The organism is Nonomuraea sp. NPDC049750 (assembly GCF_040659625.1).
Classification (GTDB): domain Bacteria; phylum Actinomycetota; class Actinomycetes; order Streptosporangiales; family Streptosporangiaceae; genus Nonomuraea.
Map to the genome: position 1 here is coordinate 63,225 of NZ_JBFANB010000002.1, position 26,426 is coordinate 89,650.

At 70.2% G+C, this 26,426-nt stretch carries 23 protein-coding genes; 14 read left to right on the forward strand and 9 right to left on the reverse strand.

Annotation, left to right across the window (positions count from 1 at the left end):
• Positions 1–124 precede the first annotated feature (124 nt).
• From AB0J16_RS05490 to AB0J16_RS05505, 4 genes are all read left to right on the forward strand, one after another.
• Complete coding sequence (locus tag AB0J16_RS05490) at positions 125–1,369, forward strand: ABC transporter substrate-binding protein (RefSeq protein WP_358534967.1); 1,245 nt, start codon at positions 125–127, stop codon at positions 1,367–1,369.
• Positions 1,366–4,104, forward strand: a complete 2,739-nt coding sequence (locus tag AB0J16_RS05495) for an ATP-binding cassette domain-containing protein (RefSeq protein WP_358534969.1) — start codon at positions 1,366–1,368, stop codon at positions 4,102–4,104. The genes AB0J16_RS05490 and AB0J16_RS05495 overlap by 4 nt, the downstream gene beginning before the upstream one ends.
• 49 nt (positions 4,105–4,153) lie before the next feature.
• Complete coding sequence (locus AB0J16_RS05500) at positions 4,154–4,930, forward strand: ATP-binding cassette domain-containing protein (protein ID WP_358534971.1); 777 nt, start codon at positions 4,154–4,156, stop codon at positions 4,928–4,930.
• A gap of 77 nt (positions 4,931–5,007) precedes the next feature.
• Entirely contained in the window at positions 5,008–5,823 is an 816-nt protein-coding gene (locus tag AB0J16_RS05505) for a maleylpyruvate isomerase family mycothiol-dependent enzyme (protein WP_358534973.1), read from the forward strand.
• Positions 5,824–5,870: 47 nt separating this feature from the next.
• Here the strand turns inward: AB0J16_RS05505 and AB0J16_RS05510 are convergent, their stop codons facing one another.
• On the reverse strand, positions 5,871–6,476 hold the full coding sequence (locus AB0J16_RS05510; RefSeq protein WP_357946531.1) for a VOC family protein: 606 nt from the start codon (positions 6,474–6,476) through the stop codon (positions 5,871–5,873).
• Between the two features lie 47 nt (positions 6,477–6,523).
• Positions 6,524–7,222: a substrate-binding domain-containing protein gene (locus AB0J16_RS05515; RefSeq protein WP_358534975.1), complete on the reverse strand. Its 699-nt coding sequence runs from the start codon at positions 7,220–7,222 to the stop codon at positions 6,524–6,526.
• 300 nt (positions 7,223–7,522) lie between these two features.
• On the opposite strand from AB0J16_RS05515, the gene AB0J16_RS05520 reads away from it, so the two are divergent.
• Together AB0J16_RS05520 and AB0J16_RS05525 are read left to right on the forward strand one after the other, a co-directional pair.
• A complete protein-coding gene (locus AB0J16_RS05520; protein ID WP_358536119.1) occupies positions 7,523–8,224 on the forward strand; it encodes an undecaprenyl diphosphate synthase family protein in 702 nt (233 codons plus the stop codon).
• A 21-nt stretch (positions 8,225–8,245) separates the two neighbouring features.
• The gene (locus tag AB0J16_RS05525; protein WP_358534977.1) at positions 8,246–9,226 is read left to right on the forward strand and encodes an alpha/beta hydrolase; all 981 of its coding nucleotides are present in this window, start codon (positions 8,246–8,248) and stop codon (positions 9,224–9,226) included.
• Between the two features lie 97 nt (positions 9,227–9,323).
• Here AB0J16_RS05525 and AB0J16_RS05530 read toward each other — a convergent pair whose 3' ends face one another.
• Positions 9,324–10,568, reverse strand: coding sequence for a MucR family transcriptional regulator (locus tag AB0J16_RS05530; protein ID WP_358534979.1), 1,245 nt, complete (start codon positions 10,566–10,568; stop codon positions 9,324–9,326).
• Positions 10,569–10,587: 19 nt separating this feature from the next.
• Positions 10,588–11,664, reverse strand: a complete 1,077-nt coding sequence (locus AB0J16_RS05535; RefSeq protein WP_358534981.1) for a helix-turn-helix domain-containing protein — start codon at positions 11,662–11,664, stop codon at positions 10,588–10,590.
• Between the two features lie 66 nt (positions 11,665–11,730).
• Here AB0J16_RS05535 and AB0J16_RS05540 point away from each other — a divergent pair, with 66 nt between their 5' ends.
• The 6 genes from AB0J16_RS05540 (at position 11,731) to AB0J16_RS05565 (ending at position 17,067) form a co-directional block, all read left to right on the forward strand.
• A complete protein-coding gene (locus AB0J16_RS05540) occupies positions 11,731–12,846 on the forward strand; it encodes an acyl-CoA dehydrogenase family protein (protein WP_358534983.1) in 1,116 nt (371 codons plus the stop codon).
• A gap of 43 nt (positions 12,847–12,889) precedes the next feature.
• Positions 12,890–13,921 carry an acyl-CoA dehydrogenase family protein gene (locus AB0J16_RS05545; RefSeq protein ID WP_358534985.1) on the forward strand — a complete coding sequence of 344 codons (1,032 nt, stop codon included), beginning with the start codon at positions 12,890–12,892 and terminating at the stop codon, positions 13,919–13,921.
• Positions 13,918–14,751: a TIGR03619 family F420-dependent LLM class oxidoreductase gene (locus AB0J16_RS05550; protein WP_358534987.1), complete on the forward strand. Its 834-nt coding sequence runs from the start codon at positions 13,918–13,920 to the stop codon at positions 14,749–14,751. The genes AB0J16_RS05545 and AB0J16_RS05550 overlap by 4 nt, the downstream gene beginning before the upstream one ends.
• A 93-nt stretch (positions 14,752–14,844) precedes the next feature.
• A complete protein-coding gene (locus tag AB0J16_RS05555; protein ID WP_358534989.1) occupies positions 14,845–15,390 on the forward strand; it encodes a flavoprotein in 546 nt (181 codons plus the stop codon).
• A gap of 5 nt (positions 15,391–15,395) precedes the next feature.
• The gene (locus AB0J16_RS05560) at positions 15,396–16,595 is read left to right on the forward strand and encodes a helix-turn-helix transcriptional regulator (protein WP_358534991.1); all 1,200 of its coding nucleotides are present in this window, start codon (positions 15,396–15,398) and stop codon (positions 16,593–16,595) included.
• 109 nt (positions 16,596–16,704) lie between these two features.
• Positions 16,705–17,067 (forward strand): hypothetical protein, encoded by a 363-nt coding sequence (locus tag AB0J16_RS05565; RefSeq protein WP_358534993.1) that lies wholly within the window; start codon positions 16,705–16,707, stop codon positions 17,065–17,067.
• A gap of 473 nt (positions 17,068–17,540) precedes the next feature.
• Here AB0J16_RS05565 and AB0J16_RS05570 read toward each other — a convergent pair whose 3' ends face one another.
• Both AB0J16_RS05570 and AB0J16_RS05575 read right to left on the reverse strand, forming a co-directional pair.
• Positions 17,541–18,350 carry a hypothetical protein gene (locus AB0J16_RS05570; protein ID WP_358534995.1) on the reverse strand — a complete coding sequence of 270 codons (810 nt, stop codon included), beginning with the start codon at positions 18,348–18,350 and terminating at the stop codon, positions 17,541–17,543.
• 89 nt (positions 18,351–18,439) lie between these two features.
• The gene (locus tag AB0J16_RS05575; RefSeq protein ID WP_358534997.1) at positions 18,440–19,381 is read right to left on the reverse strand and encodes a hypothetical protein; all 942 of its coding nucleotides are present in this window, start codon (positions 19,379–19,381) and stop codon (positions 18,440–18,442) included.
• 111 nt (positions 19,382–19,492) lie between these two features.
• Between AB0J16_RS05575 and AB0J16_RS05580 the strand changes: the two genes are divergently transcribed.
• Complete coding sequence (locus tag AB0J16_RS05580; RefSeq protein WP_358534999.1) at positions 19,493–20,566, forward strand: helix-turn-helix transcriptional regulator; 1,074 nt, start codon at positions 19,493–19,495, stop codon at positions 20,564–20,566.
• A 24-nt stretch (positions 20,567–20,590) separates the two neighbouring features.
• Here AB0J16_RS05580 and AB0J16_RS05585 read toward each other — a convergent pair whose 3' ends face one another.
• Positions 20,591–22,615, reverse strand: coding sequence for a CHAP domain-containing protein (locus AB0J16_RS05585; RefSeq protein ID WP_358535001.1), 2,025 nt, complete (start codon positions 22,613–22,615; stop codon positions 20,591–20,593).
• 287 nt (positions 22,616–22,902) lie between these two features.
• Between AB0J16_RS05585 and AB0J16_RS05590 the strand changes: the two genes are divergently transcribed.
• On the forward strand, positions 22,903–23,553 hold the full coding sequence (locus tag AB0J16_RS05590) for a PaaI family thioesterase (protein ID WP_358535003.1): 651 nt from the start codon (positions 22,903–22,905) through the stop codon (positions 23,551–23,553).
• On the opposite strand, the gene AB0J16_RS05595 is transcribed toward AB0J16_RS05590, so the two are convergent.
• On the reverse strand, positions 23,547–24,296 hold the full coding sequence (locus AB0J16_RS05595) for a glucose 1-dehydrogenase (RefSeq protein ID WP_358535005.1): 750 nt from the start codon (positions 24,294–24,296) through the stop codon (positions 23,547–23,549). The genes AB0J16_RS05590 and AB0J16_RS05595 overlap by 7 nt on opposite strands.
• Positions 24,283–26,424 (reverse strand): acetate--CoA ligase family protein, encoded by a 2,142-nt coding sequence (locus AB0J16_RS05600; protein WP_358535007.1) that lies wholly within the window; start codon positions 26,422–26,424, stop codon positions 24,283–24,285. Before AB0J16_RS05600 ends, AB0J16_RS05595 begins: the two co-directional genes overlap by 14 nt.
• Positions 26,425–26,426 lie beyond the last annotated feature (2 nt).

Below are 26,426 nucleotides of genomic sequence, written 5' to 3' on the forward strand. Positions count from 1 at the left end.
CGATCGTGAGCAAGCGATTGCTCGGCACCGTTGACACCCCTCGCGGGCAAATTTACGCTGACCAAAAACCAAGCGAGCGCTAGGCCAAAGCGGCTGCGCGCCTTGCCGTACAAAGGTGAGAACGATGATGCGACGACATCAACGGCGGGCCGCGGCGGTGATGCTGGCGGTAGCCCTGCTGGCAGGGTGCGCGGCCCAGCAGAAGAGCGCCGGCGGTGGCACGGCGGGCGTGACCGACACGAGCGTGAAGGTCGGCGGGGTGCTCACGAAGACCAGCGCCAGCGGCTACTCCACAAAGGACGCCGAGATCGGGGCGAAGGCCAGGTTCGAGCGGGCCAACGCCGAAGGCGGCGTCAACGGGCGGAAGATCGAGTTCGTCGGCGCGGAGGACGACGGGCAGGACGCGGCCAAGGGCGACGCCGCGGCCAAGAAGCTCGTACAGAAGGACCAGGTGTTCGCGCTGGTGCCGGTGCACGCGCCCAACTTCGGCGGGGCCGCCTTCCTGGAGCAGCAGGGTGTGCCGTGGTTCGGCTGGGCGACCGGGCCGCAGTGGTGCGGCACGAAGACCGGGTTCGGCTACAGCGGCTGCCTGGCGCCCAAGAAGGGCGCGGGCTCGCAGACCTGGTGGGGCAGCCAGATGGCCGACCTGCTCGGCGGCGCGAGCGGCAAGACCGTGTACGTGCAGACCACCGACTCCAGCGGCAGCAAGTACGGCGGCACCACGATCTCACAGTCGTTCCAGGCGGCGGGGTTCAAGCTGGTCGGACTCAACTCCGGCCTGCCCGCCGCAGCGCCGCCGCCCGACTGGCTGCCGTACGTCAACAAGATCATGACGTCCAACGGCGGCAGGGCGCCCGACGTCCTGGTGTCGATCATCGCGGGCACCAAGTTCAACGTGGGCCTCTACTCGGCGCTGAAACGGGCCGGCTACAAGGGCGTGCTGACCGACGCCACCAGCTATGACCCGGCCATCCTGAAGGACCCGGCCAGCGCGCAGGCGCTGGAGGGCGTGGTGGCCGCGCCGATGTTCGAGCCGTTCGAGTCGAGCGCGCCGGAGATCGCCGCGTTCAAGGCCGACGTGGAGAAGGTGTCGCCTGGCGCCACGCTGACCCAGCACATGGCCATCGGCTACTGGGCGGCCGACATCTTCCTCGACATGCTGAAGAAGACCGGCAAGGACCTGACCAGGGAGAAGTTCTTAGCCGTCGGCAACGGCTCGTACACCTACGAGAACGCCGGCTTCGGCCGGGTCCAGTACCCCAAGGACCACAGTGAGCCGAACGGCTGTGGCGCCCTGGTCAAGCTGGAGGGCGGTGCCTTCCAGGTGGCCAAGAGCATGAAGTGCTTCGACAACGTGCCGCTCAAATGATCCTTGGCTACCTGCTCAGCGGCCTGGTCACCGGGGCGATCTTCGCCGTCATGGGGTCCGGCCTGACGCTGTCGTACGCGGCGACCGGGGTGTTCAACTTCGCCCACGGCGCCGTCGGGTTCCTGACCGCCCTGCTGTTCTACCAGCTCAACCTGGCCGCCGGGCTGCCCGCCTGGGCGGCTGGGCTGCTGGCCGCCGGGGTGTTCGCGCCCGCGCTGGGCTACCTGCTGCACCTGGCCATGTTCAGAGGGCTCGCCCAGGCGGGGGAGACCGCGCAGATCGTCGGCACGATCGGCCTGACGATCGCGCTGCCCGCGCTCGGCCTGTTCGTCGTGGACCTGCTCGGGCTGCCGAGCGTCGATGGCACGACGCTGCCGCGCGGGCTCGGGCCGCATCCGGCGCTCGGCTTCGAGGTGCTCGGCGCGCGGCTCGACACCGACCAGCTCATCACGTTCTGCTTCTCGGCGGTGGCCGCGCTCGGGCTGTGGGCGTTCATGCGGCACACGCCGTACGGGCTGCGCATGCGGGCCTCCGTCGATCGGCGGCGGCTGGCCACGCTGCGCGGCATCGACGTGGACGCCACCTCGGCCCTGGCCTGGATGCTCGGGTCGGGGCTGGCGGGACTCGCCGGGGTGCTGGCCGTACCGGTGCTCGGGCTGGACGCCACCGCCTACACCGTGCTGTTGTTCGCCTCGGCGACGGCCGCGGTGTTCGGGCGGCTGCGGTCGATCCCGTGGACGTTCGCCGCCGGGCTGGCGCTCGGCGTGGTGCAGAACCTGGTCGCCGGATACACCGACTTCCTCCAGGAGATCACCGGGCTGCGGACGGCGGTGCCGGTCATCCTGCTGTTCGCCGGGCTGGTGCTGCTGAACCGGTCGCGCGAACGGGTGGCCGGGAGCGCGGCCGAGGACGCGCCGCCGCCCGACCACCTGGCGGGCGTGCCGCTGTGGCGACGGCGGCTGCCGTGGGTGGCCGGGCTGGTGGCGCTGCTCGGCTTCACCTTCGCCGGTTCCGAGTACTACGTGGGCCTGGCCGCCCAGGGCCTCGTGCTGGCGCTGATCTTCTGCTCGTTCGTGGTGGTGACCGGGATCGGCGGCATGGTGAACCTGGCCCAGGCCGCCTTCGCCTCCATGGCGGCGCTGACCTGCGGGTGGGCGTTCTCGGCCGGGTGGCCGCTGTTCGCGGCGATCGTGGTCGGGGTGCTGGCGGCCGGCGCGGTGGGCATGCTGGTGGCACTGCCCGCGCTCCGGCTCGACGGGCGGGTGCTCACCCTGGCCACGCTGGCGCTGGCCCTGCTGGCCGACCAGGTGCTGTTCCAGGTGGACGCCTTCAGCAACGGGACGATCGGCTGGGCACTGCCGGCGCTCGGCTTCGGATTCGCCGACACCTCCGATCCACGGGTGCGGGTGGTGCTGCTGCTCGCGCTGATCGGCCTGGTCGGGCTGCTGGTGCGCAACCTCGAACGATCGGCGTCCGGGCGGGCGATCCTGGCGGTCCGCTCGGCTCCGGCCGCGGCGACCACCTCGGGGCTGTCGGGGCCGCGGGCCAAGATCGTGCTGTTCGCGCTGGCCTCGGCCATCGCCGGGCTGGGCGGCGTGCTGTTCGCCGTGTCCAAAGGGTCCATCACCGCCACCGACCTGCCGGCCTTCTCCGGGTTCGTCTGGCTGGCCGTGGTGGTGCTGCAGGGGGTACGGCGGATCGGCGGGGCCGTGCTGGGCGGGCTGGTGGCCGTGGCGGTGCCTGAGCTGCTGGCCACGTGGGGGGTGTCGGCGCAGGTGGGGGCCATTCTGTTCGGGGCCGGAGGGATGATCCTGGCCAAGCATCCGGACGGGGTGCTGGCCCAGCTCGCCGAGTCTCGCCACCGGAGGCGTCAGGGACGGGCTCGGTCCGCCGTCCCGACACAACCCGTGGCCGCCGCCACCCCGGTACGGGCCACCTCCGCCGTGCCCATCACCCCGAGCGTGCCCGCCACCTCCGCCACGCCCGTCGCCCCGAGCGTGCCCGCCACCCCGAGCGTGCCCCTCGTCCCGAGCGCGTCCGGTGCGCCCGTCCCGGAGGCGTTGTTCCGGCTCGACGGGGTGGTGGCGGGGTACGCCGACTGCACGATCCTGCGGGGCGTGGATCTCGACGTACGGCCCGGCGAGGTGGTGGCGCTGCTGGGCGCCAACGGCGCGGGCAAGTCGACCACCTGCGCCGTCGCGGCCGGCGATCGGCCGGTGTCCGCCGGACGGGTGCTGCTCGACGGCGTCGACGTCACCGCCTGGCCGGCCCACCGCCGGGCCCGGGCGGGCGTGCTGCTGGCTCCCGAGGGGCGGGGGGTGTTCCCCGGTCTCACCGTGGAGGAGAACCTGCGTACCTGGCTGGCCGAGCCCGACGCCGTCTACGAGCGGATGCCCCAGCTCGCGGCCCGTCGTACGGTGCTCGCCGGCGCGCTGTCCGGCGGCGAGCAGCAGTTGCTCACGCTCGCCCCCGCGCTGGCCCGGCCGCCCAGGGTGCTGATCGCCGACGAGCCGTCGCTGGGCCTGGCGCCGCTGATCGTACGGCAGGTGTTCGAGGTGTTCGCCGAGCTGCGTGAGCGCGGGGTGGCGCTGCTGCTGGTCGAGGAGAAGGCCACCGAGGCGCTGGCGATCGCCGACCGGGTCGCCTTCATGCGGCTCGGCCACGTCGTGTGGGCCGGACCGCGCGCCGAGGTGGACGGCGACCGCCTGACCGCCGCCTACCTGGGGGTGACGTGATGTCCGTCGTACGGGACGCCGAGCGCACCGACTACCTGGAGGTGCCGTGATGTCCGTCGCGCGGGAAGCCGAGCGCACCGACGTGATGCTGGCCGTGCGGGACTTGTCCGTGGCGTTCGGCGGGGTCACGGCGCTGGACGCGGTGTCGTTCGAGGTGCCCGAGGGACAGGTCTGCGGGGTGATCGGGCCGAACGGGGCGGGCAAGACGACGCTGTTCGACGTGGTGTCGGGGCTGCGCCGGCCGAGCGGTGGCCGGGTGCGCGTGGCGGGCGCGGACATGACCGCGGTGGCGCCGGTCAGGCGGGCTCGCGCGGGCGTTCGCCGTACCTTCCAGCGGACGCAGGTCTTCGGGCGGCTCACCGTGGCCGACAACGTGCTGGCGGCGCTCGACTGGCACGGCGGCGGGGGCGGCCTGATGGCCGACCTGACCGGCCTGCCCGCGCGGCGGCGGCTCGAACGCGAGCGGCGGGCGCGCGTGGCCGAGGTGCTGGAGCTGTGCGGGCTGGCCGCGCTGCGCGACGCCTACGCCGCCGCGCTGCCCGTCGGCCAGCGCAGGCTGGTCGAGCTGGCCCGCGCCATCGCCGACCGGCCGCGCCTGCTGCTGCTCGACGAGCCCACCTCGGGCCTGGACGCGGACCAGACGGTACGGCTGCGCGCGGTCGTCGCCGCGCTGGACACCACGGTGCTGCTGGTCGAGCACGACATGGGCTTCGTCATGGACACCTGTGACCGGCTCGTCGTCCTGGACCTCGGCCGGGTCATCGCCACCGGCACCCCGGCGCAGGTCCGCGACGACCCCGTGGTGCGGGCCGCCTACCTCGGCTGAAGGGATTCTGTCCGCCGGGAATATTGACAGTTAAACCGTGCAGGTCTGTCGTTCGCCTAGGAAGAAAGGTGACCGGCATGAACCAATGGGACGCCACCTCGTACGAAGGCAAGGACACCATCCTGCGGGTCGTCGGCGACGAGGCCGAGCGGCTGTTCGCGCTCGCCGAGCCGGAGGAGGCATGGGAGGCGCCGACGGCGTGCGTCGGCTGGACGACGCGCGACGTGGTCGCGCACATCGTCGACACGACCGAGGGCTACCTCGCCGCGTTCGACCTCGTACGCTCGGGCGGGAACCCGGACGCGGCCTTCGGGCTGCCCGGCATGGGCGAGCGGGTCAACGAGCAGGCCATGGCGCTGCGCGGGGTCCCGCAGAAGGAGCTGCTCGACCGGCTCAAGACGGACTTCGAGCAGATGATGGCGATCCTGCGCGACCTCGGCCCGGACGACTGGGCCGGGCTGACCGTCCCGCACTTCTACATGGGGCCGCTGCCCGCCTACTTCTACGCGGCGGGCCAGCTCATGGACTACGCGGTGCACTCCTGGGACATCCGCCAGGGCACCGGCCGGGCGCACGGACTGTCGGGGGAGGCCGCGGACCTGCTGGTGCCGTTCATGTTCGTGCTCTGGCAGTCGACGGTCAAGGCGGACGCGGACCTGACGCCGTTCCGGCTCGGTGTACGCGTGGGCGGCGTCAACGGGGGCGACTTCCGGGTGGAGGTCGGGCCGCAGGGCATGAGCTACACCCCCGGTGATCTGGGCGACCTGCCCACGCTCATCGAGTTCGACGCCGGGAGCATGGTGCTCACGACGTTCGGCAGGAGCAACGCCGGAACCGCCAGGGGGGACCTGTCCATCGCCGACCGCTACCTGAACTTGTTTTTTCGGATCTGAAGGGTCCTCGTAGCGGGCCGCCTTGACCACGGCGCCGCGCCCTGTGGTCAAGGCTCCAGCGTGATTCCCTCCCGGCGGAGGTCCTCGATGATCCCGTCCACCAGCCGCGTGCTGACCGTGTGGTCCAGCCGCCCGTTCTCGCGCAGCTCCCGTACGGCCGGCACCGGGTCAGGGTCGGCGAACAGGCGCTCGTCCGCGTAGTCGACCGGCCGGCCGGTGGGGTCGATCGTCCACCAGGAGGCTTCCAGCGCGATGCCGTTGGGGTCGCTGAAGTAGATCGACCGAAGGAAGCCGTGGTCGATCACGTCGGTGACCTCGCAGGCGTGCGCCTTGAGCCGGTCGCGCAGCCTGACCAGGGCGTCCTCGTCGGGCAGGTGCAGCGACAGGTGGTCGAACTGGGCGGCCTTGGCGTAGGGGACGCCGGCGGGCTTGGCGAAGCTGTCGAGCTCCTGCCCGGTGTATTCGAAGAAGGCGACGGTGTTACCCGGCGCCACCTCGAAGAAGTAGTGCTTGAACGCGGGGATCGCCAGCGTGGTGACGAGGCGGGCGTCGAGCACGCCGTGCCAGAAGCGCACAGTGGCGTCCATGTCCGCAGTGACCAGGGCGAGGTGGTGCACACCCCGCCAATGCACCGTTTCAGGGTTTTCAGCCATACGTTGACCGTACGCCTTTCAACTATCGCTGGCTATGAGGCCCCGTGTCAGTAAGCGGGGGCTGATTTGAGTGCCGCCAGCAGATGCGCGTGCACCCTGGCGACGGCGGCCCTGGCCAGCCCGCCCGAGCGGACCGCGAGATATCCGGTGTTGATCGGCGCCAGCTCCGGCTCCGCGAGCGTGACCAACCGGCCCGCCGCCAGATCGGCCCGGCACAGGTACGCGGGCAGGACGGAGACGCCCATTCCGGCCCGTACCGCGTTCAGCACGCCCCGCAGGTCGGGGATCACCACCTGCGCGGCCATCGACGGCCGCTTGCCGAAGACCGTCCGCCAGTAGCGGCGCACGATGGGCAGGTCCTCGGCGTAGGCGATCAGCGGCACGTCGGCCAGGCGCCCGGCAATGGCGCTCTCGGCGGCCACGCTCTTGGTGGTCAGGTTTCGGTCCGCCGCCAGGCAGGGGTCGGCCACCAGCAGGAACTCTTCGTCGTAGGCGGCCTCCGCCTGGATGCCCCGCGCCCTCGGCCTAATCGTGGACACCACCAGATCAAGCCGTCCTACGGTCAGGTCGGTGAGCAGCTCGTCGGACAGCCCGAACGTCGTCCGCAGCCGCAGACCCTCCCGCACCAATGGCGCGAGCAGCGGGATCACCACCTCCGAGAGGAACTCGGCAGGGCCTCCCAGCGTAGCAGCTCGATCGCGCGCTATTACAACACCTATTGGGTGAGCGCGATCGGGGAATTGCAAACCTGCCGGTCAGCGATCGAACAGGCGGGCTATCGGATCAGATTGGTCGTCGACGCATCCGAGAGTCAGCTCCCCTACTGGCGGCTCAGTCTCGCCTATTCATCCCTTGCCGAGAAGGACCGTACCGAGATTCGTCAGCGGGAAACGGCGCACTTTCATTCCGCCATGCTAAGTGCGTACCGAGCGGGGGAGGTCCAGTATTTCCACGTGATCGCGTCGCGTTCGGAAACCGCGGCGTCCTCAATGCGATGAGAAAGGTACAGCAATGGTGCCCGTAGTTCGCCCGTCCGGCATATCGCCATATCGGCCGACGGTAACGGCAGATGGGCGACGAGTCGCGGACTGCCCAGATCCGCGGGACACGATGCCAGCCGGGAAGCCTTCGCGTCAGGCCTTTCCGCCTGCGTCGAGCTGAACATACCTTATCTCTCGATTCATGTGTTCTCGTCCGAGAACTGGGGACGTCCCGAGCCGGAGGTCCGCAAACTCATAGAACTGTTCAGCCGAGTGCTTGCGTTGTCACTGCACGACTTCAACGAGCTTGGTGTGCGATTCCGGCGCACCGGGAGCAGGCTGGAGGTTCCCGCTGACCTGCGTCGGACAGTGGAGGCGATCGAGAAGACCACCTCCGCGAACGGCCACGTCACGCTGCAGTTCGGGCTCAATTATGGCGGCCGCAAGGAATTGGTCGATGCCGCGGCCGGCCTGGCGAGAGCCGCGATGGCAGGAGAGATACGTCCTGAAGAGGTGGCCGGATTTCCGCAAGCCGGACCTGATGAGCGCCTTGGAGCTGTACGCCCGAGCGGAGCGGTCATTCGGGAATGTCGAGTAAGCACACCCGACGACGACCCGCCCCGAGACGTCCCGCAGGAACCCGGCTCGGTCGTCGATGACGAATCCCCGGAGCTGAGCCGACCGGTTGGCGGGCAGAGCAGGGGGAAACGCCGCCGCTTGGCGGTTGTCCCCCTGCCGCCGCCCTTCCATCATCGAGACGTACGGTGAGGTCTCGTGGAGGGAAGCGACATGGCGGTTCATCCCAATCTCGACCCGGAGCTGAGGGCGGCACTCGACCAGTTGGTCATGCCGTCGACGGATCTCAGCGACCCGGCCCTCGATCTCAGCGGGCACCGGGCGCAGATCAACGCCATGCTCGCGGCCGCCCCCAGGCCGGACACCGAGGTCGTCATCGAGGACCGGTACGTGCCGGGGCCCGAAGGCGCGCCCGACATACGGCTGCGGATCTACCGGAAGCCGGGGACGGACACCGGCCGGCCTGGCCTGTACTGGATCCACGGCGGCGGCATGATCGTCGGCACGCCGGACATGGACGACCTCATGATGATCGGGTTCGCCGAGCAGCTCGGCGTCGTGATCGTCTCCGTGGACTACCGGCTCGCGCCCGACAACCCGCATCCGGCGCCGGTCGAGGACTGCTATGCCGGACTGGTGTGGACCGCCAAGAACACCGGCGACCTCGGCATCGACCCGGCCCGGCTGGCCGTGGGCGGGGCGAGCGCGGGTGGCGGGCTCGCGGGGGCCACCGTGCTGCTGGCCCGTGACCGGGGCGGCCCCGACATCTCGTTCCAGCTGCTGGTCTGCCCGATGCTCGACGACCGCAACATCACGCCGTCCAGCCACGAGTTCGCCGAGGCGGTGGTCTGGAACCGGGCCGCGAACCTGTTCGGGTGGAAGGCCCTGCTCGGTGACAAGGCCGGGACCGAGGACGTCTCTCCCTATGCCGCTCCGGCGCGGGCCACGGACCTGTCCGGGCTGCCGCCGACGTTCGTGGACGTGGGCGAGCTGGAGGTGTTCAGGGATGAGTGCATCGACTATGTGCAGCGGCTGGTGCAGGCCGGGGTGTCAACGGAGTTCCACCTCTACCCGGGGGCCTTCCATGGGTCTGACGGGCTGATTCCGGACACGGAGCTGAGCAGGCGGGCGCGGGCGGCTCGGCTGGCGGCGCTCCAGCGGGCGTACCGGCAGGACGGCTCGCAGGGCGGCTGAGCGCTGGGCGGCGTTCCGTTCGGACGGTTCATAGTACGGCTGAGCGCGGAGCGGCGTTCCGTTCGGACGGTTCCTAGAACGGCTGAGCGCTGGGCGGCTACGGAGTCGAGGTCGGGCGTCGGTGGAGTTTCAGGTCGGAGGGCAGGCCATGGCGGGCACGGTAGCCCGCCGCGCCGATCTGGTGCTTGGCGACCGCGTGCGCGGCCAGGCCGCGGGTCCATGTGCCGCACTCCAGGCACACGAGCTGGCCGTCGCGTTCGGGCTGTCGGCCGTACGGGACCGCCGCCAGCTCGGCCGCCGACAGCGGGGGATGGGGGCGCGGCGTCCTGGGCACGAAGCCGACCGGCCGCGCCCCTTTCGGCGGGGTGAAGCCGTGCCGGTGGCGTAGCTCACGGGTCTTGCGCTGGGTGACGCCCAGCAGTGCGGCCAGGTCGGTGCCGTTCCAGTCGGCGGTGGCGGTGAGCAGGTCGGCCAGCGAGGCGTAGCCGAGCTCACGGGCCCGTGTCTCATGCGGGTCGATGTCGTGCCGGGTCAGGTAGTCGGCCATCTTGACGCCGTGCATCACCGACACGTGCTGGACCAGGGTCTTGAACCAGCGCCCGCACTCCAGGCACAGCAGGTGACCGTTGCGGGTGGGCTGCGTGCCGTTCGGTACGGCCGCGAGCTCGTCGGCCGGGATCGCCGGGAGCAGCGCCGGGTTTTTCACGACATAGTCCTTGGCCCAGCGGCCGGGCGCCTCGAATCCCAGCCGCCGTCGCAGCTTGTAGACCCGGCCCTTCGAGATGCCCAGCATGGAGGCGATCTCCTGGTTGGTCAGCTCCGGGTGGCGGGTGAAGAGCTGCTCGATGCTGACGTACCCCGCCGCCCGGCACCGCTCGGCGACCTCGGCCGCGAGCTTGGCCTTGCGGGCCGCGGTCCCCAGATGGCCGTATTTGACCACGGTTCCGCCGGTGCGGCGCGCGGCCCGTACGCCCGCGCGGGTCAGAGAGTCGCGCCCGGCCGCCTTCGACAGCTCGGCCAGCTCTTCCCGGGAGCGTTTGGGGCGCAGCCGGGCCCGGAACTCCAGGTCGGTGTCCCATTTGGCGCGCTGCGCCTGCCTGCGGACCGCCTTGACCGGGGTGGAGTGCAGGCCGAAGCCTCGGGGCAGTTCGTGGTCGCGCCGGTAGTCATCGGCAGACATGTCGTGTTTTGCCACGACGTGCTGGCCGAGCTGCTTGAACCACAGGCCGCATTCCAGGCAGAGGAGTTTGCCTTCGGACTCCGGCTGTACGCCCGGCGGGATGTCGGTGGGCTTGCCGGGCGGGATCCAGTGTCCTGGCCGGCCGTTCTGGTTCTTGGTCACTGGGTCCCACTTCTGAAGATCATCCAGTTTCGCCATTGGCGCGCAGCCGTACAAGGGCCAAAGCCAGGTGGGCGCGGAGCCGTCCGGCGGAGTCGGCGAGGGAGAAGCCCAGGGCCGATTCCGCTCGTGCGATCCGTACGGCCATCGAGCTGTGGTGCAGGTGCAGGACAGTGGCGGCCCGGCGTACCGAGCCCTCGGCACAGAGCGCCCGCACGGCCGTGCGGCCCTCGCCGCCGAGCCGCTCCATCGACCGCACGTCGGCCAGCTCGGCGATCGCCGCGTCCGGCACGTCGGCGTAGAGGGCCAGCGCGCCCAGCTCGGTCCAGCGCACCACGCGGTCCTGTGGGCCGGTGAAGCGCAGCGCCGTACGCGCGCCCGCCCACGACTCGGCCACCCGCGAACCGGGCAGCTCGGGGCCGATGCCGACCCGCGCCGAGTCGGGCAGGCGTGGCAGCGCGGCGGCCACCAGCACCGCCTCCGTGTCGCCGATCCGAGCCGCGCGTACGTGGTGCCCCATCGTGCGCATTCCGGGCACCAGGGCGAAGCCCTCGTCCGCGGGGACCGCGATGGCCAGCGCCTGCAACGGCGTCGCGGGATCGAACCCCAGCAGCCGCAGCGCCCGCGCCCGCTCCGCCTCACCGGTCTCCGCCGACAGCGCCAGCTCCACCAGCGCCGGGTCCCTGCCCTCCCGGGCCAGCGCGGCGGCGCGCTCCAGCGTGACCTCCGCCGCGGCCGCGAACCGTTCGAGGACGATCTCGTCCAGCCCGTGCGGGGTGCCCTCGCGCTCCATCCAGACCGCGCCGAGGCCCGCAGTCAGTTCCCTGAGCGAGGCAAGTCCTGCGGCTAGTTCCCTGACCGTGCCCGGCTGGTCGGGGTGGTCGATGTGGTCGACCTGACCGCCGGGGTGCCTGCGGGTGGCCCTGCCGGTGGCCGCGTCGAGCAGCCCCACTGGGCACTGGGTCAGGTGGGCGGTCGCCGAGAGCAGCACCGGGACGCTCACGTGGTCGCGCACCAGCGAGTCGAAATAGGCGATGACGCGCACGGCGCTCTCCGCGTCGGTGTCCAGTGTCGACAGGCGGAGCAGCAGTCCTTGCACCGCTTCAGGGTATGTCCGATTACCGCCATCTGGCGACGCGACCAAGCGTGCGCTAGGTTGGTCTTTGTGGATCTCGACTTCTCCGCGGCCGAGCAGGATTTCCGTGCCGAGGTTCGCGACTGGCTGGCCCGGCACGTACCCGGTGGGCTGCCGTCGATGGACACTCCCGAGGGTTTCGAGGCGCATCGCGCGTGGGAGGCGCTGCTCGCCTCCGCCCGGCTGTCCGCCGTCTCCTGGCCGGAGGAGTACGGCGGGCGGAACGCCTCACTGATCGAGTGGCTGATCTTCGAGGAGGAGTACTGGGCCGTGGGCGCCCCCGGCCGGGTCACCCAGAACGGGATCTTCCTGCTGGCCCCGACCCTGATGGCGTACGGCACGGAGGAACAGCGACGGCGCTGGCTCCCCGGGATGGCCCGCGCCGACGAGGTCTGGGCACAGGCATGGTCCGAGCCGGAGGCGGGGAGCGACCTGGCCGCGCTGAAGTCCCGCGCGACTCGGGTGGAGGGCGGTTGGCGGCTGTACGGGCAGAAGACGTGGAGCTCCCGCGCCTCTTACGCCTCACATGGGTTCGGCCTCTTCCGTACCTCGGAGGAGGGTCGGCACCGGGGGCTGACGTACTTCATGTTCCCGCTTGACCTCGACCTCGGCGAAGTGACGGTCCGGCCGATCGCGCAGCTCGACGGGCTGCCGGGGTTCGCCGAGCTGTTCTTCGACGGGGTCTTCGTGCCTGACTCGATGGTGCTCGGCGCGCCAGGGGAGGGGTGGCGGATCGCGATGGCTACGACCTCGTCCGAACGCGGTCTGGCCTTGCGCAGCCCCGGCCGCTTCCTGGCCACCGCCGACCGGCTCGTCCACCTGGCCCGCGACGCGGGTCCCGAACTCGCCGACCGGGCGGTCCGCTGCTGGACCGATGCCGAGGCGTACCGCCTGCACACCTTCGCCACCGCCCGCAGGCTCATGTCGGGTGCCGAGATCGGGTCCGCGTCCAGCATGGGCAAGGTCTTCTGGTCCGAGCTGGACCTGCGGATGCACACCCTGGCCATGGAGCTGCTCGGCGAGCGGGCGGGGGAGACGCCGTGGCTCGACGGGTTCCTGTTCGCGCTGGCGGGGCCCATCTATGCGGGCACGAACGAGATCCAGCGCAACATCATCGCCGAACGAGTCCTGGGGCTGCCTCGATGAGAACTCCAGTTCCACGAACTCTGGCTCGACGAACGGCGGCTCCATGAACTTCGCCTTCACCGATGAGCAACTGGCCCTGGCGGCGACCGTACGGGATGTGCTGCGCGCCCACTGCCCGCCCGCCGCACTGCGCTCCGAACGCCGCCCGGCCTGGGAGCAGCTGGCCGAAATCGGGTTCTTCGGACTGCTCCTGCCCCCGGACGCCGACGGGCTCGGGCTCATGCTGGTGGACGCGCTCCCCGCGCTGGAGGAGACCGGTCGGGCCTGCCTGCCCGGACCGATCGTGGAGACCGCCGTGGCGGCGCCGTACCTGCTGGACGACATTCCCAAGCTCGCCTCCGGGTCGGTCTGCGTGAGCGTGCTGCTGCCCGGCCAGACGTACGCTCCTGACGCCGACCTGGCCGACCTGCTCGTGGTCGCGCGCGCCGACGGCCTGCACCTGGTCACCAAGGAGTCCGTACGGCTGGCGGCCCGGCCTGGTGCCGACCCGTGCCGGAAGCTGTTCGATGTCTCCTTCGACGACTCCGTACCGCTGGACCGCTCGTACGTCCCCGCCCTGCGCCGGGCGACCGTGGCGACGGCGGCGCAGCTCATCGGGGTGGGCAGGCAGCTGCTGGCGACCGCCGTGGCGCATGCCCAGGTCAGGACCCAGTTCGGGGCGGCCATCGGGTCGTTCCAGGCGGTCAAGCACCAGCTGGCCGACGTGGCCATCGCCCTGGACTTCGCCGCCCCCCTCGTCCACCGCGCGGCGCTGTCAGTGGACGAGCCGGTGCTCTCGGCGGACCGGCAGGCGGACGCTCCGTCGGCGGCGCGGCCGGGACGCGAGCCTGATCATCCGGTGACGAGCGTGGACCGGGACGTCAGCGCCGCCAAGGCCGCGGCGGGCGAGGCGGCCGCGCTGGCGGCCCGGGTGGCGCTCCAGGTGCACGGCGCGATCGGCTACACCGACGAGCTGGACCTGCGGTTCTGGCTGGCGCGGGCGTGGTCGCTGTCGGCCGCCTACGGTGGCTCCGCCGTACACCGGGCCCGTGTGCGAGAGTCGTTGATCGGCGGCGATCTGAGGCGGTACCCGTGAGGTACGGCGTCCCGCTCGGCCTCATCCACCCGGCCGCGTGGAAGGACGTGGCGGTGGCCGCTGACGAGCTGGGCTTCGAGTCCGTGTGGCTGCCCGAGCACCTCGTCTTCAGCACCGACCTGTCGCTGGCCCTCTACCCGGGCACCTCGGAGCCGGGCATCAAGCCGGGCACGCCGCTGTTCGACGCGCCCGCGTACCTGTGCTGGCTGGCCGCGCTGACCTCCCGGATCAGGCTCGGCACGGCCGTACACCTCTTCGCGCTGCGCCATCCGTTCGTCTCGGCCCGCGCCTTCGCCACGCTCGACGTGGTGTCGTCAGGCCGGGCGATATGCGGAGTAGGGGCGGGTTGGTACCAGGGGGAATGGGACGCGGCCGGCATCCCCTTCGCTTCGCGCGGGGCCCGGCTGGACGAGGCGATCGAGGTGGCCAGGCGGCTGTGGAGTGAGCCGGTGGTCACGCATTCGGGGCGGTTCTACTCCTTCCCAGAGGTGGCGTTCGAGCCCAAGCCCGTACAGCACCGGCTGCCGATCCTGTGCGGCGGCGAGTCGCCGGCCGCCCTGCGCCGGGCGGCGACGCTGTGTGACGGCTGGATCAGCATGCCGCACACCCTGGAGTCGATCAGGCCGCAGCTGTCCCAGTTGGCGGCGCTGCGGGAGGAGCGGCGTTGCTCGGTGACGGCGCACGCGTACTCGCTGGCGTCGCCGGAGGAGGTGGCGGACTGGGCGGAGCTGGGGGTGGACCGGTTGATCGTCCGCCCGTGGAAGCGCAGCCGCGACGCCGTCGCCAGCCTGGCCGCGTTCGCGGCCGAATACGGCGTCACATCGCGTTAGTGGTTCGAAGGGGTTCCGAGCCTGAGTCGCCCGACAAGGAATTGCCGCCGCCCGGCAGATCGCCAGGCAACGCGCGGATTAGGATCACGCCGTATGGGACCTGTGGCCGGTACGCGCGGTGTTCTCTACCTCATGGCGTGCGCAGCACCTGCGGCAGCCGATCTGCATCACCTGGTTCCGCGGGCCCAGGCGGCCGGCTGGCAGGTGCATGTCGTAACGACACCGATGGGTGAGCGTTTCCTCAACGTTCCGGAATTGGAGCGGCTGACCGGTGATCGGGTGCGCAGCACGTACAGGATGCCGGAGGAGCCGAAGGGCCTGCCTCCCGCAGACGCCGTGATCGTCGCTCCGGCCACCTTCAACACGATTAACAAGTGGGCGGCTGGGATCGCCGACACGTTCGCGGTCGGTCTGCTCTGCGAAGTAATGGGCTTCGGCGTGCCGATCCTGGCCGTACCGCTGCTCAAGGCGGCGCTCGCCCGGCACGTGGCCTTTGTCCGCAACCTCGCCTGCCTTGAAGAGATGGGCGTGCGGATCCTGTTCGATCCCGACGCTCCGCCGGAGTCCCGCATGCCATCCTGGGAACGCATCATGCAGGAGCTGCACACCGTGGTCGGGGAGAGACAAGCGCGGGAGTGATGTTCATGGGCGTCCGGCAGGAGATCGGCGAACGTATCGCCCGCGCCCGCCGTCGGCGGGGTCTGTCTCAAGCCGTCCTGTCCGGCCTGGTCGGCCGCTCTGAGAGCTGGCTTAGCCAGGTGGAACGAGGGGAACGCTCGGTAGACAACCACACCGTGATCAACGCTCTCGCCGAGATCCTGGGCCTGCCCGTCGACGAACTCACCGCGAAGAAGAGCACCGCCATGATGCGCTACCAGGCCGCCCCCGGCATTCGGCGGGCCATGATGGGCTACGACGGTTTGTCCGCGTCCATCGACTCCCGCCTCGCTGAAGGATCGGTGGAGTCCCTCGTCTGGCTCCAGCATGAGATCCGCAGGGTGAACGGGCTATATCAGGCGACGCGCTATGACGAGGTCGGTCGAAGGTTGCCGCGCCTGATCGTGGCGACGGAGCTGGGCAGCCGTCACGCGCCCGCAGGCGCGCGACGGGCTTATCAGACGCTCCGGTCACTTACGTACCACTGCACCACGACCACGCTTCGGCGGGTGGGCGAGCCTGAGCTGGCGTGGGTGGCGGCGGATCGCTCTCTCGCCGCCGCGGAGGAGGCCGACCGGCCGCTGCTGGTGGCCGTGAGCGCATACCGGCTCGGGTACGTCCTGATCAGGCTGCGGGAGACAGAGCGGGCGCTGCGAATGGTCCTTGAGGCGGCTGACTCATTGCGCCGGAGTCCACGATCCCTGCCCGTGCTCGGCGCGCTCTACCTGATCGCCGTAACGGCCGCTGCGGCAGCCTACGACCGGGCCGCTGTCCTGGGCTTCCTCGCTCAGGCAAGGCAGGCAGCCGAGACGATCGGCGAGGATCGCAACGACTTCTGGACGGCCTTCGGTATGACGAACGTGGCCATCCATGAGGTGTCGGCAGCCATCGAATTCGGTGACGTACGGCGAGCGATCAGCACGGGTGAGTCCCTGAACCTGTCGGCGCTGGCAACCGGCCTCGTCGGGCGACGGGCTCAGGTGCATCTGGACCTTGCGCGGGCGTACGCGGTCCAGCGTAAGGACGCCGCATCGGTGAACATGCTCCTTCAAGCGGAACGGCTCTCGCCCGAGCTTGTGCGGTACGGCGGGCGTCCTCGCGAACTGCTGACCCAGCTTCTCAAGCGTGAGCACCAGGCGAGCACGCCTGAGCTCCGGCCGCTGGCACACCGCGCCGGCATCGTCTGACCCGCACTTCTCTGCGGGTTTTTGACCTTCACGGCGCTGCGGGCTGTCCTGATCGGCCCTGCCTATGGTTCCTGCTGACCCGATCCCCCGGCGTCAGGAGGCACTACCCATGAGCGTTCCCGCCGAGTATGAGCAGGCGACTTCTCTTCCCGCCTTGGCCGCCGAAAACCTCCGGATGGCCCTAAAGGATCACGGCATCGCCGCTGATGTCCATGACGGGTATGGGCTCGCACTGGTTTCGGTCTGGGTCGGGTTGGTGGTGTGGTGTGACTCCAACCGGTACTGGTGGCGCGCGGGCTGGGACGCAGAGAGGAAGAGCGTCGTCTACGCCTGGCACCCGGCCCTGGAGCCTGAGCGAGCTGCCCGCCGCATCGCCTTCCGTTACGCGATCCTTCGGCGGTCGGACTCGCTGTCGGAGGTGATCACGGATCTTGCCGCCGCCAACGGTACGGCGGGTGCGTTCCCGCGATGAACGAGCCTCGGTCGGTGGTCGGAAGTAGAGCGAAGGTCGTCGATCTGCTGCACAGTCCGGCGCGAACTCGTTCCTACTCAAGGTGGCTGCTCAGCCGGTGTGGTCTCATCAGGGCTCTGATGCGATACGGCTCCGTCGCCCTGCTCGAACTCGACGGTGAGGCACACCAGCTGCCCGCTGGCGCGCGGCGTTGGCCGGTGCATCTGGACGATCTGCTCATTGAGCCTGCTGCGCAGACCTCTCGTCAGGCGGGCAGCTTGTACACCATGGGTATCTCAGCTGTTGATGGCGCGATGGTTCTGCACGCGGTGCTGGGGCTGGATGAGCGCAAGGCCCTGTGCGGGGTGCAGGTCCGCCCACTGCCGATATGCGGCTGGTCCCTGTCCTTCGTGTCTACGGCCCGGCGAGCCTGCCCAGGCTGCCTCCGTCTAACAGCAGAACGCAATGACGAGGAGTTGGGGCTTACTCCGCTTTCACCACCTGGCCAAGGCCGCCGTCGCTTGGCTCGCCACTTCCGGATGGGGGTCCTGGGCCAGGTTCTCCAGAATGCCGAGGGGCGTGGTCGGACAGGTGGCTAGCCACCACCTGACATTGACCGATCGATCGTTGGCCAGCAAGCGGAGCTCCTCTTCTTCCAGTTCCACGAACTTCAAGAGGTTTGCCCGTACCAGCGCGGCCGGATCACGTGCCAGAGAGTGCCGTTGCTCGGGCGTCGTCTTCGGGTTCTGTGCCGCACCAGCGCGGACTTTGGGGTTTGGATGGGCGGCCAGCGTGCTGAGCACATCGGGAAGAGTGGTGTGTGCCGCGAGGCTCTCCTTGATCTCAGGCGAGTCGTCCATGAGAAGGCGGGCAATTTCTGGCTCAAGTTCATCGGATTCGGCCAGGAGCCGACGGAGCGTGCTGTCCTGGGATGCGGTGATCGCTCTTCTCACGCTGATGTCTGTTCGGGGGTGGGACGGTATCGCCCAGCGAACGGATTCATGGGGATCGTTGACGAGTTCGCGGAGGACGTCAGCTGAGCAGTGTGGGTTCGCGACGACGGCTTGGCGTGTCTTCAGATCGGGGTCGCCGCCTAAGGTTCGGAGCAGGTCGGCAACCTCCGGACCCTCCCACGCGGCGACAGTTCGCCGCACGGCCGATGCTTCATCGGCAACCAGAAATTCAAGTATGTCCCGGCTGGCATCAGGGGACCGCGCTGCGGTCACGCGGGACTTCACGCGCTTGTCCTTGGCGAGCTTCCACAGCATTTCCGTGTTAGTGCGTTCGCCGCTTTCCGGGTACATCGCTACTTCCGGCCTTTGTTGGTTGTGACTCTATGATGCACTGCTCGTGGGCGAGCGGCGGCGGCACGAGGTCCGCCGCCGTCGCTAGGTCAGTCGCAGTGGACGGTCGAGGCGGTATATGTTCCGTTTGGACCGGTCACCGTGACGGTCATGGTGTAGCAGACAACCTCGCTGGCGATGCTCTTGAGCTTCATCCAGAAATCGGAATCACCGTTCCCGCCGCTCCACGGCATGGCTTCGACGCCTCCCGGATATTGGGTCCAGCCACCGCCGCCTCCGGGGGAGATGGGGACAAAGCGCGGCATGTCCCTTGGGTCGCACACCGCGCCCTGAGACATCAGCCTCATGCCCTTCTTGGCGCGGTTGCCGACCTGCTTCGCCCATTTCGAGTTCTGCATTTGTATCGAGGCGGCGAGGAAGTTGCCGGACTTCACGGCATTGATCACTCCCGTGAACTGCCCGAAGCGTGTGGGGCCGAGGTTGTACATCATGTCGATCAGTACGACCTGCCTCGCCGACGACAGCGAGTTGAAGTTGTCGATCACCCGGCCGACGTTCGCGACGGCGGCGCGGTAGTCGCCCTTGAACAGGGTGATGATCTGCAGCGGGGTCAGGTCCTGGGTTCCGGCACGCACCGCGGCGTAGTTGGCGCCGACGGCCGTCAGCAGGGCTTCGGCGTCGGAGCGGTCGAGGTTGAAGCCCACACCCACCGTGGGGTGCGGGGGGACGGCGCTGTCGAGGTAGACGTGCGTGTCTCCGTACAGCCCGTTTCGGCTCTCGTTCTCCGCTACGTAAGCCTCCATCTGCTCGGGCGTCAGCTGCGGCTCCTGGCTCGGATCTTGGTCGGGGTCGTCCGGGATGCCGCCGGGGCCGCTGCCGCCGGGGCCGCCACCGGTGCTGGTGGAGCAGGGGCCGTCGGCGAAGGCGGGGGCCGCGGCGACCGTGATCGTGGTGAGGGTGGAGAGGAGGAGGGAGGTGGTGGCGAGTACGGTCGCGAGGAGTTGTCGGCGCGGAGCTCTGCGAGGGGTCATGAGACCTCCTGGTCCGGGCGGGGGGGTGACCAGCTCATGATCACCGCGCGGAGCTGTTCATGAATATCCCAGGAATCTGGGATATTCCGGGCGCCCGGTTAGGCTGCCGCCGTGATCTCGCGCAGGACAGCAGAGCGCCAGGTGATCTCCGATTTACGGGACCTGGCCGGGGCGGAATTGACCGCGGCGCAGGTGTTCCGGCAGGCCGATCCGGTGCTGCGGGACGCGCTCGGATTCGACGCCGTGTGCTGGCATACGACCGATCCCGCGACGGGCCTGGTCAACTCGGTGCTCACCGAGGACCTGAGGCTGGACGATTTCCACCAGGCGGTGCAGCTGGAGATCTGGGGCGACGACACCGCGCGGTTCCCCGAGATCCGGCTCAGCGGCCGAGGCGCCGACACGCTCAGCCGCGCCACCGGCGGGGTCCTGCGGCGCAGCCTGCGTTTCCGGGAGCAGATCGCGCCGGCGGGCTTCGGCGATGAGCTCCGCGCCGTCTTCGACGCCGGAGGCGGGATGTGGGGCTGCGCGGCGTTCATGCGCGCTCCTGACCGGGGTCCGTACCGGCCCGGTGAGCTGGCGCTGGCCCAGCGCGCGGCCCGGTACCTGGGTGTCGCCCTGCAGCGCAGCCAGCTGCTGCGGTCGCCTGCTCCGCCGGCGCCGATGCCGCCCGCCGTGGTGCTGCTCGGGCCGGACAATCACCTGGTCAGCGCCGACGAGCGGGCCGAGCGGCTGCTGGGTGAGTTCATCGATGACTCGGCCTCGATCTTCACCGTGCCGACGTCGTTCGTCATGGTGGCCGAGCAGGCCAGGGGAGCGGCGGCCAGCGGCCGTACTCCTCCTCCGCTTCGGGTACGTGGCCGCGATGGCACCTGGTTCGTGCTGCACGCCTCGCTGATGGGCGGCAAGGCGGACGGGGCCTCGGCGGTGGTGATCGCCCCGGCCTCGCCCGCCGACATCATGCCAGTGGTGTTCGCCTCGTACGGACTCACCCCCCGCGAGCGCGAGGTCGCCGTGCGCGTCGTCCAGGGCCGAGCTACCGAGGACATCGCGCGGGCCCTGTGCACCACGGCCCTGACCGTGCAGGACCATCTCAAATCGATCTTCACCAAGGCGGGTGTCCGTAGCCGGCGCGAGTTCGTCGCTCAGCTTCTCACGGCCCATCCCCCGGAGGTGTGGACCTGACGGGCGTCCCGTCCCTGGGGGCGGTCAGGCGCGGTGGCGGCCCCTGCGGGAGCCCGGCTTACGGGATTCTCGCGCCTCGACGACGGTGCTGCCTTGCGTGTGTGCGGCCGTCTGCAGACGGTCGTCCTCGGTACGCCTGGCCGCCCAGAGGAGGTCGTTCGCCGCGCGCTCGTCGTCGCCTCCCACAGCCAGGGAGGTGGATGTCACGGTCTCGTGGTTTCGGTGGCGGCGGCCATGGAGGGTGGGGTCGAAAGGCTCGGTGCCGAACAGTTCGAGATGGGACGGGGCGGCCAGCGGAGAGCGGTGGCGGCGGCCGTGCGGCGAGGAGTCCTGAGCGAACCCCTCGGTGGGGTGAGGAGCGGGGGAGCGGTGGCGTCGGCCGCGCAGCGGGCCCTCGGACGTGAAGGGGGCCGGTTCCTCGATCGGGTGCCCGCTGCGGCGACGTCGGCCGTAGTAGCCGCCCGTCTGAGAGCTGTGCGTCTCGCCGGGAGCGGGCCAGGGCTCGGTCGCCCTTGTGTACGGCGTGCGCCCGCCGGGGTGCTGCGACGCGGCACTGACACGTCGTGCGGTGGCACTGGAACGGGCGCCGGGGTGTTGTCCAGCGCGGGACATGGGGTGGTGTGGGGTGGCGGCGCGGCGGGTGGAAGGGGTGAAAGCGTCGAACGTCGCCGTCGTCTCCCAAACAGTCGTCTCCCAAACAGGGGAGAAGGCGTCGAATGGCGCCGTCGTCTCCTGAACGGAGGAGAAGGCGTCGAATGTCGTCGTCGCCTCTGGGATGGGGATCGAGGCAATGGACAACAACGCGGCGATCGGCTCGACCGGCTCCAGGCGGTTCGCTGCCGGCGCCAAAAGCTCGGCCGGCTCTAGGTGGACCGCTGCCGGCACCGAAAGCTCGGCCGGGACGGTCGATCCCACCAGCTCCAGGTGGGTCGTCGCCGGGATGATGACGTCCGTGGACGGCGTGGTGACGTCCGTGGACGTGCTGGCGCCTACCAGCACAGGGGCCGCGTCGGTGCGGGGCTTGCGACGGTGGCGATGGCGGGTGGCCGGGCCAGTGGAGCGTGCGGCCGGGGCGGCGACAGCGGCCGCGCGGACCGGGCGTACGCGCAGCTGCCGGGTCTTGGCGACGGCGAGGACCGCGAGGGCGGCCACCAGCGCGGAGCCGATCAGCGCGGGAGACGAGAGAGTGGGCACCGGTGCGTTGGACGACGCGTCGACGATGGTGGGAAGGGGGGCAGGGTTGCTGGTGACCGCGTTGGTGTCGGCGGTGGCCGGCTTGGCGTGCTTGCCCTTCTTGGGTGCCTGCTCGGCGGCCTTCGTGGTGGCCGCGGGCGACGACTTGCGGGTGGCCGCGGGGGTGGGGGCGGCAGCCTGCTGGGGAGTGTCCGCGCCCGTGGCCTGCTTGGGGCGGGCGACCAGCGGGGCCCCGCCCTGCCCGATACGGGGGATCATGCCGACGAGCGGGGTGCCGTCGGGGAGCTGGAGCTGGCCCACGTCGGTCGTGGAGGTGGACGCCTGGTCGTCAGCCCGGTGCTGCGCGTCCCACTCGCCCTCGACCTGGTTCTTGGCGGCCTCGCTCTCCAGGCGGGTCTTGATCTTCTCCGGGTAGCCGTAGCCGACGACCTTGCTGGTGTCACGTTCCTTGCGCTTGGCGACGCCGCCGTCGATGTTGCCCTCGATCGTGAAGATCTTGTCGCCCTCGACCTTGGTCACCAGGCCGACATGGTCGATGGCGTCGATGTCGTTCGAGCCGCTCCAGTCGTAGAAGACCAAGGCGCCGGGCTTGGGCTTGTGGCCCCAGGCGCCCTGTTCCTTGAACCACTCGGCGTGCTGCACGGTCCAGGCGAACTGGCCGATCCAGTCCTGGTAGCCGAGCTTGTGAGCGGCCCACGACAGGTACATGTCACACCAAGGGGCGGAGGTGTAGTCGGCGTCGAACTCGACGTTCTTGCCGTACCAATGGCCGAACTTGGTGTACTCGTCGGCCTTCTCGGAGTAGCCGAGCTGGCTCTCGAGCAGGTCGATGTACTTCTTCATCTCAGGCGTCATTGACGTGCGAGGGAACCTTCCGGGCAAGACCGGGTTTACCCACACAGCCCTGGGTAGGGGGACACATGTGGCAAAACCGGCGGCCTGTCGTCTTCCGTGCTGAAGGAGGCTACCGTGACGTAAGGGCAGGTCAGGTACGGGTCAACGGAGCTCCAAGAGGTCATGCGACCCTAAACCGCAGGTCAAAAGCTTGCCAGAAATGTCCCAAAGAAGACTGGTTGATAGTAAAAGATCTACCTTTGGGTGTCTAGAACGTGTTTTGGTAGAACCTGTTCTAAGATGCGGCCATGACGATCGACGTCGCCGCCGGCGAGTCCCGCACCGCCGCCCTGTGCGCCCTGGCGCAGCAGACCAGAGAACTGATGGACGCGGTGATAGGCACTGGCGTCGAGGAGGACGAGCTGGTGGCTGTGGCCGCCGAGCTCACCGCCCTGACCGAGCGGCTCGAAGCGACCGTCCGCGTGTCACCGCGGTCCTACGACATCGCGCCCGACGGCACCGTACGCCACCTGGGCAACGCCGCCATCGGCGCCGCGAACCCGTTCGCCGTGCCGCTGGTCGTGGAGCGGCTGGCGAGTGGCGGGGTGCGGGCGGAGGTGTCGTTCCGGCCGCTGCACGAGGGGCCGCCCGGCGCCGTGCACGGCGGGATCACCGCGATGGCCCTCGACCACCTGCTGGGGCAGGCGGTGGCCGTCGCCGGGCTGGCGGGCATGACGGGCACGCTGACCATCCGCTACCGGGCGCCCGTACCGTACGACCGGCCGGTGATCGTGACGGCGGAGCACACGCGTACGGAGGGGCGCAAGGCGTGGGCGGACGCCCGCGTGACGCTGCCGGACGGCACGCTGCTGGCCGAAGCGACAGGCATCTTCATCACCCCGACCGCCTGGCTGAACGGCCCCCCGATACCGACGGCCCCCGAAAGCGGCGGTCAATAGCCCGCGCCGGTCAGCAGTCCGCCGTCCACCGTGAACTCGCTGCCCGTGCAGTAGCTGGACCGGTCCGAGGCCAGGAACGCCACCACGTGCGACACTTCCACCGGCTTGGCGAAGCGCTTGATGACCATGCTGCGGAGGAACGCGTCCGCGTCCACCTCGCTCATGATCTCGGGATCCATGGCCATCGAGGTGTTGATCGCCCCGGGATGTACCGAGTTGACGCGGATCTTGTAGCGGGCCAGCTCGCGGGCGGCCGACTTGGTGACGCCCCGGATGGCGAACTTCGAGGCCGCGTACGCCGACAGCCCCTCGGCGCCGACGAAGCCCTCGATCGAGGAGATGTTCACGATCGAGCCGCGCCCGGCCGCCCGCATCGGCGCGATGGCGGACTTGACGCCGAGCCAGGTGCCCCTGAGGTTCACGTTGATCACGCGGTCGAACTCCTCGACCGCCATATCGGCGATACGCCGAAATTTCAGGATCCCGGCGTTGTTGACCAGGATGTCTAACCTCTCGTGCAGATCCGTCACGGTCGCGATCGCGCGGTCCCAGTCCTCTGGGGAGGTGACGTCGTGATGGACGAAGGTCGCGCCCGTCTCCTCGGCCAGCGCCTTGCCCTCTTCATCCAGTACGTCACCGAACACCACGCGCGCCCCCTCCGCCAGGAACAACCGCACATGCGCCTCGCCCATGCCGCGCGCCCCGCCGGTGATCAGTGCCACCTTGCCGTCAAGCAGTCCCATTGCGACCTCCCGCCGCGACGGCCACCGCGGCCGCCTCCATAGTTCGGTAGACGGGGATCCCGGCCGCCGCCACGATCGCCCTGACTTCGTCCTCGACACCGGGGGGCGCGCACTCGCCGTTCCTGGTGACCAGGGTGACTCTGGTCTCCGGGAGGGCGTCCTGTGCGGCCGCCAGCGCCCGCGCGTACTCGAACAGCGGCTCGGCCCGCGTCCCATAGGTGAAGAAGCTCTGTACGTTCACATGCGCCACCACATCCGGGTACGACCGGTGCCGCACGATCGCCTCGACGGCCCGCTGGACCAGGTCCGGCCCGCTCCGCGGGCCGACGGGCACCTCCAGCGGGTTGGCCAGGGATGACCCGGCCCCCAGCCCCAGCCCGCGCAACTCCCCGAGCGCCGAGTCCGGCAGCGGCCCGAGTGACACCCCGGCCCGGTCGAAGGCGTCGGCGGCCAGCACACTCGCCCCACCACTCGGCCCGATCACCAGCGTTCCGCCACGCGACTCGAAACCCGTCTCGCCGACCGCCGCCTCGCCTTGGGGAATCCCCTGCGTGCCTCCGGAGCCCGTCTGGCCACCCGAGACCACGGCCCCGCCGTCCGGACCCGCCAACCGGGCGCCGTGTGCCTGGAAGAAGGCGAGGACGCCGATCAGGTCGTCCTGGGAGGTCACCAGCGTCGCCCCGGTCTGGTCGGCGAGCGCCTGCCAGATCCGCCCATCACTCACCAGCCCGCCGGTGTGCGAGGCCGCGGCCCGCTGCCCCTGCGCGCTGCGCCCGCCGACCAGCAGCACCACGGGCACCGGAGCGGCCGCCAGCGCCTCGTACAGCGCCCGCCCGTTACGCGGGTCCTCCAGGTAGAGCCCGACGGCCCGCGTCTCGGAGTCGGCCGACAGCCAGCGGAGCAGCTCGGCCGGGGTGACGTCGGCCGCGTTCCCCACGGTGGCCACCCGGCTGAAGGCCAGCCCACGACGCTCGCCGACCTTGATCACCTCGCCGGCCAGCCCGCCGCTCTGTGAGATCAGCGCGACCGTCCCCGCCGTGCCCATCCCCCCGCCGACGAACGTCTGCCGCCCGCGCGGGCAGTACACGCCCATGCAATTGGGGCCGAGCAGTCGCGTCCCCGCCGCCCGCGCCGCCGCGACGAGCTCCCGCTCCAGTTCCGGCCGTCCCGCCTCGCCGAAGCCGCCGCTCATGACCTGCACGTACGGCACGCCGGACGCCTCACGTACGACCTGGGCACATCGCTCCGCGGGCACCGCCACCAGCGCGTAGTCCACGTCCGCCACGGCCAGGGACGGCACGGCGGGCACGCCGCTCACCTCCCGCGCCTCGGGATGCACCGCGACCAGGGGGATGCCGGCGGCCTTGTAGAACTCGAGGAACATGTTCCCGAAGTTCGGCCGCGTGGTGGAGGCCCCGGCCACGGCCACCGCCCTGGGCTCGAAGAGCGGCCCGAAGTCCGTGGGCTCACCGAGCACTCCGTCCTGACCGCCGTTCGAGACGTGGGCCGCCGGGAGATACCGCGCGTCCACCGCCACAACGCCCGACTCGGTAGCGATCACCGGATTGATCTCGAACTCGCCCAGTTCCAGCCGCTCCCACAACCCGCCAGACCCGCCGACCGTCATGAGCAGCTTCACCACCGCGTCCACGTCCACCCCTGGACGCCCGCGCAGCCCGTACAGCACCGGAGACCCGCGCAGCGAGCCCAGCATCCGCCGCGCGTCCCCCTCCGAGATCGGGCAGAGGCCCAGTGCCGTGTCCCGCAGCGTCTCGGTCCATACTCCGCCCAGCCCGGCGAGCAGCACGGGCCCGAAGCCCGGATCGTGGACCAGCCCGACGATCAGCTCCACGCCGCCGGGGGCCTGCTCTTCGACCAGAAACCCCTCGGCCGCCACGCCCGAGGCCAGCATCCTGGCGGCCTCGATCGGGACGTCGGCCCGGCTCAGCCCGAGCACCACGGCCCCGGCCTCGGACTTGTGCACGATCTCGGGCCCGTACGCCTTCAGCACCAGCGGCTCGCGCAACTCCGCGACCGGGGCGAAGTCCATGTCGCGCACCACCACGCCCCGCGGCACCGGTACCCCGGCCTCGCGCAGCAGTTCCTTGGCCTCGTGTTCGGCGACCACGG